Genomic DNA, 13,768 nt, shown 5'->3' with positions numbered 1-13,768 from the left:
ATCAGGTGAATAGTTGAAGGGAACAGGTATGAACGGATAGGGCTTAGGGTAAAAGAAACTATATTACTCTATTAATTGGAAGGCAGGTCAACCTCATGATCAATCAGTCGATTCAACTGTCATTTCGACAAGTCCGGGCACTCGTCGAACATACCTTATTATTATTCAAGGAGCTCGATCAACAACTCGCCAATCGGGGTTATGAACCGATTTTACCGGACGTCGTCCAAACGGAACACGGTATCAGCATTCATCAGACGAAAGACAGCGCGGAGTCGCTTGTTCCGCATTTTTTGACCCGGTCTTACACACGTCAAAATGAGAAAATCTCGAATCATGCGCTGATTGTTTCCGTTCAATACACACATCCGCTCCACGAACGATTTGATCCAGTTGTCCTGGTCGGAGACGTCATGTTCAAAAACCCGAAACAGACGACAAAACTGTTGCTCGATAAACCATGGTTGCTGAAGTATGCCGCCTTCGAATCAACGGCTGCCGGATCATTTGAGCCGACCGGCAAACGTTTCCGGACCCAGCCGATCGAAGAAATCGAATCGCTCGATGTATGGGGGCATCCGTTTACAGACATGCGGGATGTCGAGGATGTAAAAGTGTTGGCGGAAGAAATGATCAAAGGGCACTTAGAGCCGGGAACACCTTGATGTACGGCACTTCATCACGCAAAAATTACGTGAAGCAAGTGATTCTTTTTTGAACGAGACAAGGGTGGCAGAATTGTAATCTGCCACCCTTGTCTTTGTAAAAACTGACCGTTGAGTCAGCCCCTTAAATGCGTGAGATACGTAATGCGTGTTTAGACCGGAACGACAATCCGTTCAATGGCTGCGACGAGATCCGTCGGATTGGTTTTCGGTGCGAATCGTGTGACTTCCCCGTCACGTGTCACTAAAAATTTCGTGAAGTTCCATTCGACGTCCTGCTCGCCCGTCGTGTTCGGGGCAAGTGCTTTCAGTTCTGCGAACAGAGGATGTGTGTCTTCCCCATTGACTTCGATTTTTGAGAAGACAGGGAACGTCACGCCGTAGTTCATTTGGCAAAAGCTTTGGATTTCTTCGTCTGTTCCCGGATCTTGTCCTGCGAACTGGTTACACGGGAAACCGAGGACGACGAGCCCTTGTTTCCGGTAGTCCTGATGGAGTTGTTCCAGTCCTTCGAATTGTGGGGTCAAACCGCATTTACTCGCTGTATTGACAATCAGCCAAGCCTGTCCCGGATAATCTTTTAACGTCGCTTCCGTACCGTCGATCCGTTGAAATGTCTGCTCCTGTAACATGTTTAAATTCCCCCTTATAGTCTTAATCCCAGTGTAGCAAATGCCTCCGGCTTTCGCCTGAAAAACGGTTTTCAAGATGACAATCCCTTCACAATCCGGTGTCAGCCGCCCTGAATCGTGTCAATTTTTGATAAAATACAAAAGACTTTGGAAGGAAAGGAGAGATGCCACATGAGAAAGATGTTGAAACAATCGCGTTTTGTCATGATCGCGACGCTTTGTCTCGTCTTGGTCGCAAGTGTTGTTACACTGCTGACCCTCGGATTCGAACGTGATATTGTGATTCTTGTTTCTGGAGTGGTCGCCCTGTGGGTGACGATGCTAGCTCCTTTGACGGTCCAGGCCAAAATGAATGAGCAATCATAACCGGTGTTGATTCAAAAAAACCACAGTCCGATTTCTTGCTGAAGGAATGTTTCCATTCAGATGAAGGAATCGGTTTCTGCGGTTTTTTTTCTTCTATAGCATAGGTTGAAAAAACACTATTTTTATAAAATAAGTCATCAAAAAGTCTGACTATATTTTTTTTAGAAATTCTATTTACAACGCCAAATAATCGGAGTAATATCCATCTCATCAACGAACACTAACATGTTAATGCTTCGATCTCAAAGTACGCCGAATTCATGATTGAAGCGGGGGACCCAACCGTCACGACACGTGACACGGGGTGAATCTTCTCAGATTAAGAGAAGTAGGGCGAAATCCTAGGTATGCCCGAATCCGACAGCTAACCCCGCAGGCGTTTTTAGGAGGGAACGACTCTTATTCAGTACTGCCATTTTTTAAGGCGATGCTGGGGCCGTTACTGCCTCACATCGCCTTTTTGTCGTGTTTAATTGTAAAAATATTGAATAATATGGAGGTAATTTCAACATGGGGGACATTTGGAGTATTTTGTTACTTGTTTTCTTTTTCGGAACGTCATTTTTGACGATCGGTCTGATTGAACGGATTCAATGGCGGGCAGGTGACCGGAAATGACGTGGTTTTTACTTGCTGTCGGTTGCCTTGTCTTTTTGTATCTGAGCTATTGTTTGATTTATCCAGAAAAATTCTAATCGCATAGGAGAAACAAATCATGTGGACTCAATTTTTAATCCAGTTTTGGATATTGCTCATCATCGCACTCGGAGCAGCCGTCTTGCTTGGACGGTACATCGGAACGGTCTTTGCACCTGTTGAAGACCGAAAAATGGATTCGTTCGGTAAAATTGAACGGCGATTTTTACTTGTACTTGGTGTGGATGAACGAAAACAAGACCAGTCGTGGGTCGGTTATGCGAAAAGTCTGTTACTCGTCAACTTGTTATTTTTTGTCGGAGGATATCTGTTACTGCGTTTTCAGGGAAGTTTACCTCTGAATCCGAACGGTGCTGCTAATCTGGACTGGTCGACTGCCCTGCATACGACGATCAGCTTCATGACGAATACCGATCAACAGCATTATTCCGGTGAAGCGTTATCGTATCTGTCCCAGACGTTTGTCCTCGGAACGATGCTGTTCGTCGCACCGACGATGGCGTTCACCGTTTGTATGGCAGTCATTCGCGGACTTGCCAACAAACCGCTCGGGAATTTTTATGCCGACTTCGTCCGTTTCATCGTCCGGATCCTGTTACCGGTGTCCTTACTGTTTGGATTGTTGCTGATTTTACTCGGCGTTCCGCAGACGTTTGGCGGAGCGGTGACCGTGACGACACTCGAAGGAGCAAAGCAACTGATTTACCGTGGACCGATCGCGGCGTTTGAAGTCATCAAACAGCTTGGGAACAACGGCGCCGGATTCTTCGGAGCGAACGGAGCGCATCCGTTTGAGAACCCGAACCAGTACGTTAACTTCATTCAGATGTTTTTGATGCTGCTGATTCCGATGTCACTTCCGGTCGCTTACGGAAAAATGATCGGTTCAGCGAAGCAGGGCCGTCTGTTCCTCGGCGTGATGACGCTCCTGTTTATCATGATGACGTTCGGTATGGCCGGCAGTCTCCTCGCAAATCCGACCGCACATGGTCAGGAACTCCGGTTTGGTCAAATCGGGACGATCTTATACAGCTCGATTACGACAGCGGCTGAAACCGGTGCTGTCAATGCGATGCATGATTCGCTTCATCCGCTTGCCGGGCTGATTCAGCTGGGCAACATGATGCTGAACGTCGTCTACGGCGGAACAGGAGCCGGTTTCCTGAACGTGTTGTTGTATGCGTTTGTCGCCGTCTTCCTGACCGGATTGCTGATCGGCCGGACACCGACCTTCCTCGGCAAAAAGCTCGAGACGTTTGAAGTCAAGCTGATGGCGATTACCTTACTCGTTCCGCCGTTTCTGATTCTCGTCGGAACAGCAGTTTCAATGTACGTGGCACCGGGTGTCGGAGCGATTTCAAATCCCGGCTACCATGGTCTGTCACAAGTCTTGTATGAGTTCACTTCGGCTACCGCCAACAATGGTTCCGGTTTTGAAGGGCTCGGTGACGCGAATGTCTACTGGAATGTCTCGACGTCGTTTGCCTTATTCTTTGGTCGTTACATTCCGTTGATTCTGATGCTGGCGATTGCAGGATCACTGAAAGCAAAACCAGCTGTTCCGCAAGATGAATTTTCGTTTAAAACAGATACCCCACTATTCGGTACAGTTTTCCTCGGTACGGTCGTACTCGTCGGTGCATTGACATTCCTGCCAGTGCTTGTACTTGGACCTATCGCGGATTGGCTGACGATGTGAACAGGAGATAATGAAAGATGATGGAACCAATCAAAGATCAACCTACTGGGCAGGAACCGAACGTTCCGGAAAAAGCGTCAACATCAGCCGTTAATCCGTCAATTGCAAAACAAGCGACACTGGATGCCTTTAAAAAATTAAATCCGGCGCATATGGTCAAACAACCGATCATGTTCGTCGTCTGGATCGGTTGTCTGCTGGCAATCGGTTATACGATTTTCATCGACGAGATGCGTGGTTTTAACTTAGCCGTCAGCATCATCCTGTTCCTGACCGTTCTGTTCGCGAATTTCGCCGAATCAATCGCCGAAGGACGTGGGAAAGCCCAGGCAGATTCTTTAAAAGCCTCAAAAGCGGATGTCATGGCGCGCAAACGGGTCGGGCAGATGATCGAGACTGTCTCCTCGGCGACACTGCGGAAGGGTGACATCGTTTTCGTCCGGACCGGTGAATATGTACCGGGGGACGGCGAAATCATTAAAGGTCTCGCTTCGATCGATGAGTCGGCGATCACCGGAGAATCAGCACCGGTCATCAAGGAAGCCGGGGGTGACTTCTCATCTGTCATCGGCGGCACGTTAGTCGTCAGTGACGAAATTGAAGTCCGGATTACGAGTAACCCGGGCGAATCGTTCCTCGACCAGATGATTGCGCTCGTCGAAGGAGCAAGCCGGCAAAAAACACCCAATGAGTTGGCACTTTCGACGTTACTGACAAGCTTGACACTGATCTTTTTACTCGTCGTCATGACACTGCCTGTCTTTACGAATTATTTAGGCTTTGATTTGTCCGGTCCGATTCTGATCGCCTTGCTGGTCTGTCTGATTCCGACGACGATCGGCGGATTGTTATCGGCGATCGGGATTGCCGGGATGGACCGCGTGACCCGCTTTAACGTCATTGCGATGAGCGGGAAAGCGGTCGAAGCAGCGGGAGACATTCAAACGATCATTCTTGATAAGACGGGTACGATTACGTTCGGGAACCGGATGGCGTCCGACATTCTGCCGGTCGGTGCTGCGACGACGGAAACTGTCTTTTCCGGTGCGACACTCTCGTCACTCGCAGATGAGACACCGGAAGGCCGTTCGGTTCTGGAACTGGCTGAACTGCGAAACATGCCGATTGAACAAAAACAGTTGGACGGGGCGGAAATCATTCCGTTTCGGGCGGAAACGCGGATGTCGGGTCTTGATTTAGCCGACGGCCGCCGGGTCCGAAAAGGAGCCGGACAAGCGATTCAACAGTGGGTCGCGGACCAAGGGGGAGAGATTCCTAGCAATCTGCAGGAAACAGTCGATCAGATTTCACGGCTCGGCGGGACACCACTCGTCGTCGCCATCGATACGGAAATCTTAGGTGTCATTTACTTGAAAGATACGGTCAAACCCGGCATGCGGGAACGGTTTGACCGCCTGCGGGAGATGGGAATCAAAACGGTCATGTGTACCGGCGACAATCCATTGACGGCAGCGACGATTGCCCGCGAAGCCGGAGTCGACGATTTCGTCGCGGAATGTACGCCGGAAGATAAAATCCGTGTCATCAAACGTGAGCAGGACGCCGGACACCTGGTTGCGATGACAGGCGACGGAACAAACGATGCACCGGCGCTTGCCCAGGCCGATGTCGGTCTTGCGATGAACAGCGGGACGCAGGCGGCAAAAGAAGCAGCCAACATGATTGATCTCGACTCCAATCCGACGAAAATCATCGAAGTCGTTGAAATCGGGAAACAGTTGCTGATGACACGCGGTGCGTTGACGACGTTCTCGATTGCCAATGATGTCGCAAAATACTTTGCGATCATTCCGGCAATCTTCATGGTCGCGATTCCTCAGATGGAACTGCTGAACATCATGCGTCTCAATTCCCCGACGACGGCTATCCTGTCGGCACTGATCTTTAACGCGATCATCATTCCGATGCTGATTCCGCTGGCGATGAAAGGTGTCTCGTATAAACCGATGACAGCGGATCAACTGCTCGGCCGGAATTTACTCATCTACGGTGTTGGCGGCGTCATCGTCCCGTTCATCGGCATTAAAATCATTGATGTCTTGCTCGCAAGCATCCTATAAGGAGAACAGAATCATGAAACAGGCCATTCGTGTGACGGTCTTCGTCACTGCGTTGTGCGGGATTGTTTTTCCCGCTTTGCTGACCTTGTTCGGTCAATTACTTGTTCCGGACAAAGCAGCCGGTTCACTGGTGCAGGAAAATGGAAAATTCATCGGATCGGAATTGATTGCGCAACCTTTCACGTCAAAACAATATTTCCACGGACGTCCGTCAGCAGTCGATCAATTAGCGGGATCATCTGCTGGGGATAACCTGGCCGCTTCGAACCCGGAGCTTGGCAAGAAGATGGCGGAATTCGCGAAACAGAATCAAGTGGACGGCGCTTCGCTTCCGGACGATGCCCGCGTGACGTCCGGTTCTGGCTTCGATCCGCACATCTCGCTCGACTATGCGCGGGCACAGGTCAAACGGATTGCAACCGAACGAAATCTCTCGCGTGATGCTGTTCGGCGATTAATCGATCAGGAAGCAGGGAATAATCAATATGTGAACGTTTTGATGTTGAATCTGAAACTTGATCGGAGTCCATCATGACACGCGGAAAGCTGAAGCTGTATATCGGCTCGGCTCCCGGTGTCGGGAAGACGTATAAGATGCTGGCGGATGCCCATGCGTTGGTCCGGGAAGGCAAGGATGTCGTCATCGGTTTGATCGAGACGCACGGCCGTCGGGATACGGCAGAGATGATCGGGGGGCTCGAACAGGTGCCGTTACTCGAAGTCCACTATAAAGAGAAAGTGTTTCTTGAAGTGAACGTCGAAGCGATCATTGCCCGCAAACCGGACATCGTGTTAATCGACGAACTGGCACATACGAATGCGCCGGGATCGATTCGGAAAAAACGATATCAGGATGTCTCCGTCCTGCTTGAAGCGGGCATCAATGTCTATTCAGCCGTCAACATCCAGCATTTCGAAAGCCTGCTGTTTAAGGTGAAAGAAATGACAGGGGTCGAAGTCCGGGAGCGGATTCCGGATCCCTTCCTCGGGGAGGCGGATGAGATTCTACTCGTGGACGTGACACCGCAAACCTTGCGCGAGCGACTGGAACACGGAAAAATCTATAAAAAAGAGAAGATTGAACAGAGCTTAAATTCTTTTTTCTCCTTGCAAAACTTAGCGAGCTTACGGGAGTTATCACTCCGGCAGGTCGCGGATGAAGTCGACGATCAAGTATATCAAGCCCGTCTCTTGATCGAAAAAGATCCGACCTTGTTACAGGAACGAATTTTAGTCTGTGTCCAGTTGAATGAAAATGCGCGAAAGTTGATCTATCGCGGATTTCGGATGGCGAGCCGGATGAAAGCCGATCTTTATATTTTGACGATTCTACCCAAGCCGGAAAACCAATTGGCGGCATCGCAAAAAGAAGTACTGGCGATGTTACGCGAAAGTGGAGCCCTGTTTGACGCAGAAGTCTTAATTCGGATTCAAGGGGAACGTTCGATTGCGGAAACCATCACGGCAGCCGCAAAACATCATCGCATCACACAAATCGTGCTCGGTCAATCCGCACGGACCCGGTGGCAGGAGATCCGGCGTGGATCGATCGTCAATCAAATCATGCGTCAAAACCGGGGCATTGATTTGCAAATCGTCGCAGATGATCAAGTCTGACAGGGTGTCTCTTCCGCGTAAATGCAGGAGACGTCTTCCGTCAGATGGTGGCGGTCAAAGCACACAAAAAAAATCCAGACCACGAATCGATGGATTCAATGTCTGGATTTTTTTGTAGTTCTTAACGCGTAAAGACTGGAATATCAAAGACAGCCGTATAGCTGTCCATCTGTTCATAGAGCTTGTAGATTTGGGTGGTTTGTTTGACCGCCCAGCCCATATCCGTCGCGTACTGGTGAACACCCGGACGCATCGGACTCCAACGCATTTTGTAGAGCGTGTTTTGGTCGTAAGCATTGTGGATGTATGTCGTACTGATGAATTCCGCACCACCGACGATGGCGGCTTCCGGTGTGAACCATCCTTTGCTGTACGCATACGCAGCACCTGTATTGATGGCATCGTAGTCATACGCGCCGATTCCGTACATGTTGTAGACCGTTCGTCCGTTCCAAACGACGCCTGTCGCTAGTTTCGACGTCCCGTTCCCTGTCTCGAGTAAAGCATGTGAGATGAGGTACGCTTCGTTGACCGAATACTTCGCGCCGGCATCGATGAAAGCTTGTCCGCAACTTCCTGTCGTACATTTACCGAAGATACCTTTTGTCGCGAGGATGTTGTTCAACGTCGCCGCTGAAGCACCTGTTGATTTGGATAGATCAAGGAACTGGTAATAGGCAGACGATTGACGGTCAACTTTGAGCGGATCCGCTGCATTCCGGACATCGGCTTCCAGTGCGTTCAACCAGTAAATCGTTGAATACTTTGTCGTCGTTGTGTAGACACGCGGATACGTCGTGTAGAACCCGCTGACGTTTTGGTAGACCTTAATCATCGCATTCGGTTTGAACTGACCATAGACGTGACTGGCCGTCGTCGCACCGGAGCGGATGTTCAGCGGTGTCGTTGCCGTGACCGTGGCAATCGTTCCATTGACCGGATCGAGGGAACCGCCGAGGCGAACATAGTCCGCACTGACATACATCAGTTTTGAAGCATATAAATCGGTTTGCGGGGGAGGATTCAGTTTCATTTGGGCACTGATGAAGCTGTCAAACGTATACGGTGTTGCGACTGAATTATAGACGTTCAGCTTGGCTGATGTCATGACCATTGTCCCGTTATACGCATAAAGCGTCTTCCCTTCATAAGAAACTTCATACCAGCTGCCGATTTTTCCGGTGACCGGTAAAACCGTATTCACAGGAACGGAAGCGACGAGTTGATACGCATCCCCGACATAAGACCGGAGCGAAGTCGTTCCGGTTGCCCGGACAAACGATTTTTCGATCGGCTCATAAGCGATGGGTGAAGTCGGTTGACCAAGCTTGATATAACCTGTTTTTCCGTTGACCGTGACTTGATGCCACTGACCATTGGCAGATGTCGTCACAAGCGTTTTCGTCGTGTAGACATTACCTTTGTTTAAGTTGGTGATGGTCGCCGCTGTATCTTTGGCATCGCTTTTGACAGCAACCGGAGCGTCGAGCAGGAAGCGGGCTTCTGCAATCGTCGTCGTCTCCGAAAACTCCGTCAAAGTAGACGCTGCCGCATAACCGCTCTTACCGGCATAGGTGATCTTCACCCAGTTGCCGATTCGTCCTGTCACCGTGATGACCGTTTTGTTCGGAATCGTCGTGACGGGAGCGTAAGATGGTCCGGCATAAGACCGGAGCGGTGTTGTAGCTGACGTTTTGTATTTTGTTGCCGGTAAGGCCTCGTAGGCAATCGATGTTCCTTGGTTGACGCGGACGTAACCGGTTTTTCCATCGATCGTCATCCGGTGCCACTGTTCTGCACGACCGTTCGTGATGACTTGTGTCGTATAGTAGACGTCATTTGCCGAGAGTGTCGTCAACGTATCGGCTGTCGAGTGATGCGATTTCTTTACGTCGACTGACTTCGATAAGACGAATCGTGAAGCCGGCAGTGTTTTTTTCGTAATCAATTCAGTCATCGTATCCGCAACAACATAACCGGTTTTCCCGTTCGCTGCTACTTTGTACCAATCTTGAATTTTTCCGATGACCTGAACGTTCGTACCTGTCGCGAGGGTTGCGACAGTTGCATATGAATTTCCTGCATATGTACGCAGTACAGTCGTTTCTGTCGCTTTCATTGCCATGTTCTCTGAACTGTAATCGACAGGTGTCCCTTGATCGACCGGGATGTATCCTGTCTGACCGTCTTTTATGACACGATGCCATTTAGACGAACCATTCGTGACGAGTTGATTCGTTTGATAGATATCCTTTGCCTTGAACATCGTGACGGTCGCAGCGTTGGCTTTCGGTGCTGCTTTCATCGCGACATCCGTTTCAAGTTGGATATCGGTCGCCGGAATCGGTTGTGTCGTCACATAATCCGTAAAGGTCGTACCGGCTGCGTAACCTGATTTTCCGTCATAAGAGACTTTATACCAGTTGCCGATCTGTCCGTGGATTTTGACGACGGTCCCGTTTGGAATCGTTTTAATGACACCGTACGAAGGACCGGCATACGAGTGCAAGGCCGTTGCTGTCGTTGTCTTTAGAGAAAGATCATGGACCGTATAATACTTGATCGTTTTTCCCTGATTGACTTTGACATAACCGGTTTTGCCGTCTTTTGAGACTTTATGCCATTGCTCGCCAAGCGGATTTGTCACAAGTTGCGTCGTGTAGTAGACGTTTCCTGTTTGCAGGCTGGCAAGTGTCGCAGCGGAAGAAACCGGTGTAGCTTTGACTTCAACCGAATTCGACAACAGGAAGCGTGACGAGGCTAACTTGACCTTCGTCGTGTACTCTTTCAAAGCAGCAGTCAAGACGTAACCTGTTTTCCCGTCATACGTGACACGATGATAGAGACCCGAAATTGCAGTCGATTTAACGATTGCTCCTTTTGGAAGCGTGACGAGCGGACGTTTTGTTCCGTCCGTCGTATCGTACAGGACAAGAGCGGATTTCGTCTGGAACGCCGTTTCCGGAATCGTCGTCACTTCTTGTTTAGAAGAGCCGGCGAACGCCCCTTTGTGCATATAACCTGACTTACCTGCATACGTGACGTTGTACCAGTCACCGATTCGTCCGGTCGTTTGCAGGGAAGTCCCTGTTGGAACGACAATCTGCCGCGGATAGGCTGTACCGGCATATTGACGGAGAATGTAACCGTCTGTCGTCTTTAAAGCAGTTTTCGACATTTTCGTATAGGAGATCGGTGTCGTGTTCAAGGCACGGGCATAAACAGTCTTGCCGTCAAACTTAACACGGTACCAGATTTCGCCGAACGAATTCGTGATTTTTTGTGAACTGTAGTACGCGTCCTGTTCATTTAAAGTAGCGATGACAGGAGCTGTCGCCGACGCCGACGTATGAAGGGTCGTCTTTTTCGAAACGAGGAACCGTTGTCCTTTAATCGTTTCTTTCTGATCAAATGCTGTTAGATATTTTGACGCGACATATCCCGTTTTTCCGCCGTATGCTACTCTTCTGAAATAGCCAGAAGACGACTCATACGTGGATGAAACGATAGTTCCGGTCTTGATCGTCAACAAGCGTTTCCGTGAAGATGTCGTCTTGTCATACAGATAAGTATCGGCAGACAGACGGTAGGTCGTTGCTTTGGTCGTCGCAGCTTCGAGTGAAGGGCTGTAAGAAACAAGTATGCCGAGGACCAGGATAAAGCTGACCAGCATCTTCAAGGGTTTCGTGAATAGTGTCGTGTTCAAAGATCGTATCCTCCTAGTTAGAATTCGTCCGAAGACGTTTCGGGCTCTAGGATGTCAATTCTAAGATGTGAAATTAATTTGCCTATACTTACTATCGACAATAAAACATTTATCTACAGTATATTTAGAATTTTTTTGAAAAAAGGGGTTTAGTTTTTTGAAAATCCCTTCTGTTTTAGGAAACAGAAGGGATTAAGTCATATCATGATTTTTTGAAAAAGTTCCGACAGATTAGTCGTCGGTCGATCGCATTGAAAATCATGACAAAGATAGGCTGTCGCCTGTTGAGTCGGGGGATCATACGTAGCAAGGAATGGAGCGATTTCGAGCAAATCCGTTTTTGAACCGACGAGCAGTGAAAGTTCAGGCAACCGGCGTTGATGGAGCTGTATCAGAAACGAGGCGACATCCTCGTAAGATTCCGTCAACACGATCAATTCTTTTGGTTCCATCAAGGTCCGGGTGTAGACACTCAGAAGACTGGCGAAACCTGTCGGTTGAGATTTAATTTCGGAAGCAAGCGTCGAGAAGCTCCGCTGTGCCTGATCCCGGTAGCCGGTCCGGCCTGTCAGCTGTGATAAACGAAGCAGATTCGAGACAGCCGTGCTGTTACCGGCCGGTTTGACGCCATCATAGACATCTTTCGGCCGTACGAGTAACGTGTCGTCCTCAAATGAAGTAAAGAAAAAGCTGCCGTCTTCGTCAGAGAAGTCCCCGATCATCCGTTCCGTCAGCCGGATTGCCTGCTTGAGATAGGGGATGTACTGTGTCGTTTGATGCAGCTCGAGATAAGCTTCCGTCAAGAAACTGTAGTCATCGAGATAACCGTTTCCTTGAACATGACCTTGACGATACCGGACGTGTAACCGGTCGTCGTTCATCAAATGTGTTTCAAGAAACGTCAATGCCTGCCGGGCACGCTCTGTATACCGGTCATTGTTAAAAACACGTCCTGCTTTTGCGTAGGCAGAAATCATCAAGGCGTTCCAGGAGGTCAAGACCTTATCGTCACGGAACGGACGGGTCCGTTGACTACGTAAGAGCAACAAGGTCCGGCGCTCCTGCTCAAGTTGGATCAGGATGTCTTGAACAGAGGTATTCCGATCAGCCGCCAATTGCTGAATCGATTGACCGGTCCGACGAAAAACAATCCGTCCTTCGAAGTTTCCTTGAGGCGTGGCTTGATAGAGTGAAGGAAAAACAGCCTCTTGTCCGAGTAAATCCGTCAGTTCATCGAATGTGAACGTATAAAACAGTCCTTCGCGACCTTCGCTATCCGCATCTTCCGCTGAATAAAACGCACCGTCCGGAGAGGACAAATCGCGTTCGATGTACGCAAAAATTTCTTCTGCATATTGTTTAAACCGTTCTCTGCCGGATACTTGATACGTTTCGATACATAATGTCGCAAATAAGGCATTGTCATACAACATTTTTTCAAAATGAGGGATTTCCCAACGTTCATCGACCGTATACCGGTAAAGACCGAATCCAACGTGATCGGTGATTCCGCCATCCCGCATCGCGGTTAAGGTCCGCATGACCATCTGCAAAGCCGTCTCATCTTCTGCGAACCGGTAATAATCGAGCAGGAAAGTCAGCAACGAAGGCGAGGGGAACTTAGGAGCTGTTCCAAACCCGCCGTTCTCCACGTCAAACTGACGCATCGCCTGATCAAATGTCTCGTGGACCAATGCCTCATCCAAGGAATCTTCTGAGTCGAAGGTCGTGACCGCCGTTAACGCCTGAATGATTTCCTGTCCGACCCGTTTGATTTTGTCCGGATCGGTCCGGTAATGTTCACTGAGTTGCAACAGAACCTGCCGGAAGCTCGGGCGGTTGAACTGCGGTGTCTTCGGAAAATAGGTGCCGATGTAAAACGGCGTCTGATCGGGGGACATGAAGACGCTGAGCGGCCAACCGCCCTGTCCGTTCATCAGTTGGGCCGCCGTCATATAAATCTGATCGATATCCGGTCGTTCTTCCCGGTCGACTTTGATCGAGATGAACCGGTCATTCAGCATCCGGGCCGTTTCTTCGTCTTCGAAGCTTTCGTGTGCCAAAACATGGCACCAATGACAGGTCGAATAGCCGATCGACAGGAAAATCGGTTTGTTCGCCGAACGGGCAGCGGCAAACGCTTCTTCCCCCCATGGATACCAATCAACCGGATTGGTGGCGTGTTGGAGTAAATAAGGACTTTTTTCATTGATCAGTCGATTCGTCGCCATCTCTAAAACCTCGTTTCTTCTATAGTAATAGTCAGTCAGTAATAGTCAGTCGTCTTTTGATAACCATAACGATACCGGTGTTCGGGAGATGAATCAACAAAAGGACCCGTATCC

General features: G+C 49.3%; 10 protein-coding genes and 1 riboswitch. Of the genes, 7 read left to right on the top strand and 3 right to left on the bottom strand.

From position 1 onward, the window contains the following. The first annotated feature begins 95 nt into the window (after positions 1-95). Positions 96-665: a hypothetical protein gene (locus N7U64_RS06455; protein ID WP_318928906.1), complete on the top strand. Its 570-nt coding sequence runs from the start codon at positions 96-98 to the stop codon at positions 663-665. 152 nt (positions 666-817) lie between these two features. Here N7U64_RS06455 and N7U64_RS06450 read toward each other — a convergent pair whose 3' ends face one another. Next, a complete protein-coding gene (locus N7U64_RS06450; RefSeq protein WP_318928905.1) occupies positions 818-1,297 on the bottom strand; it encodes a glutathione peroxidase in 480 nt (159 codons plus the stop codon). Positions 1,298-1,468: 171 nt separating this feature from the next. Here N7U64_RS06450 and N7U64_RS06445 point away from each other — a divergent pair, with 171 nt between their 5' ends. The 6 genes from N7U64_RS06445 to N7U64_RS06425 all read left to right on the top strand — a co-directional run bounded on the left by N7U64_RS06445 (position 1,469) and on the right by N7U64_RS06425 (position 7,717). Beyond that, complete coding sequence (locus N7U64_RS06445) at positions 1,469-1,663, top strand: hypothetical protein (protein ID WP_318928904.1); 195 nt, start codon at positions 1,469-1,471, stop codon at positions 1,661-1,663. Positions 1,664-1,903: 240 nt separating this feature from the next. Continuing rightward, positions 1,904-2,057, top strand: a riboswitch (cyclic di-AMP (ydaO/yuaA leader). A 220-nt stretch (positions 2,058-2,277) separates the two neighbouring features. After that, on the top strand, positions 2,278-2,358 hold the full coding sequence (locus N7U64_RS15400) for a potassium-transporting ATPase subunit F (RefSeq protein ID WP_214849975.1): 81 nt from the start codon (positions 2,278-2,280) through the stop codon (positions 2,356-2,358). Positions 2,359-2,378: 20 nt separating this feature from the next. After that, positions 2,379-4,019, top strand: coding sequence for a potassium-transporting ATPase subunit KdpA (kdpA, locus tag N7U64_RS06440; RefSeq protein WP_318928903.1), 1,641 nt, complete (start codon positions 2,379-2,381; stop codon positions 4,017-4,019). 17 nt (positions 4,020-4,036) lie between these two features. Further along, on the top strand, positions 4,037-6,100 hold the full coding sequence (kdpB, locus tag N7U64_RS06435; RefSeq protein WP_318928902.1) for a potassium-transporting ATPase subunit KdpB: 2,064 nt from the start codon (positions 4,037-4,039) through the stop codon (positions 6,098-6,100). A gap of 13 nt (positions 6,101-6,113) precedes the next feature. Further along, positions 6,114-6,635: a potassium-transporting ATPase subunit C gene (locus N7U64_RS06430; protein WP_318928901.1), complete on the top strand. Its 522-nt coding sequence runs from the start codon at positions 6,114-6,116 to the stop codon at positions 6,633-6,635. Beyond that, positions 6,632-7,717: a universal stress protein gene (locus N7U64_RS06425; RefSeq protein ID WP_318928900.1), complete on the top strand. Its 1,086-nt coding sequence runs from the start codon at positions 6,632-6,634 to the stop codon at positions 7,715-7,717. Before N7U64_RS06430 ends, N7U64_RS06425 begins: the two co-directional genes overlap by 4 nt. 121 nt (positions 7,718-7,838) lie before the next feature. Here N7U64_RS06425 and N7U64_RS06420 read toward each other — a convergent pair whose 3' ends face one another. After that, complete coding sequence (locus N7U64_RS06420) at positions 7,839-11,423, bottom strand: SH3 domain-containing protein (protein WP_318928899.1); 3,585 nt, start codon at positions 11,421-11,423, stop codon at positions 7,839-7,841. Positions 11,424-11,620: 197 nt separating this feature from the next. Then, entirely contained in the window at positions 11,621-13,654 is a 2,034-nt protein-coding gene (locus N7U64_RS06415) for a thioredoxin domain-containing protein (protein ID WP_318928898.1), read from the bottom strand. Positions 13,655-13,768 lie beyond the last annotated feature (114 nt).

It is taken from the genome of Exiguobacterium sp. K1, from assembly GCF_033721435.1.
GTDB classification, from domain to species: Bacteria; Bacillota; Bacilli; order Exiguobacteriales; family Exiguobacteriaceae; genus Exiguobacterium_A; species Exiguobacterium_A artemiae.
The sequence above is the reverse complement of the archived record's forward strand: the minus strand, read 5'-3'. Positions and strand labels throughout refer to the sequence as shown.

Bases quoted from the DNA above. Each gene is read 5' to 3' on its own strand.
- N7U64_RS06445 (WP_318928904.1), top strand. From the start codon at position 1,469: ATGAGAAAGATGTTGAAACAATCGCGTTTTGTCATGATCGCGACGCTT.
- kdpB (WP_318928902.1), top strand. From the start codon at position 4,037: ATGATGGAACCAATCAAAGATCAACCTACTGGGCAGGAACCGAACGTT.
- N7U64_RS06450 (WP_318928905.1), bottom strand. From the start codon at position 1,297: ATGTTACAGGAGCAGACATTTCAACGGATCGACGGTACGGAAGCGACG.
- N7U64_RS15400 (WP_214849975.1), top strand. From the start codon at position 2,278: ATGACGTGGTTTTTACTTGCTGTCGGTTGCCTTGTCTTTTTGTATCTG.
- N7U64_RS06425 (WP_318928900.1), top strand. From the start codon at position 6,632: ATGACACGCGGAAAGCTGAAGCTGTATATCGGCTCGGCTCCCGGTGTC.
- kdpA (WP_318928903.1), top strand. From the start codon at position 2,379: ATGTGGACTCAATTTTTAATCCAGTTTTGGATATTGCTCATCATCGCA.
- N7U64_RS06415 (WP_318928898.1), bottom strand. From the start codon at position 13,654: ATGGCGACGAATCGACTGATCAATGAAAAAAGTCCTTATTTACTCCAA.
- N7U64_RS06455 (WP_318928906.1), top strand. From the start codon at position 96: ATGATCAATCAGTCGATTCAACTGTCATTTCGACAAGTCCGGGCACTC.
- N7U64_RS06430 (WP_318928901.1), top strand. From the start codon at position 6,114: ATGAAACAGGCCATTCGTGTGACGGTCTTCGTCACTGCGTTGTGCGGG.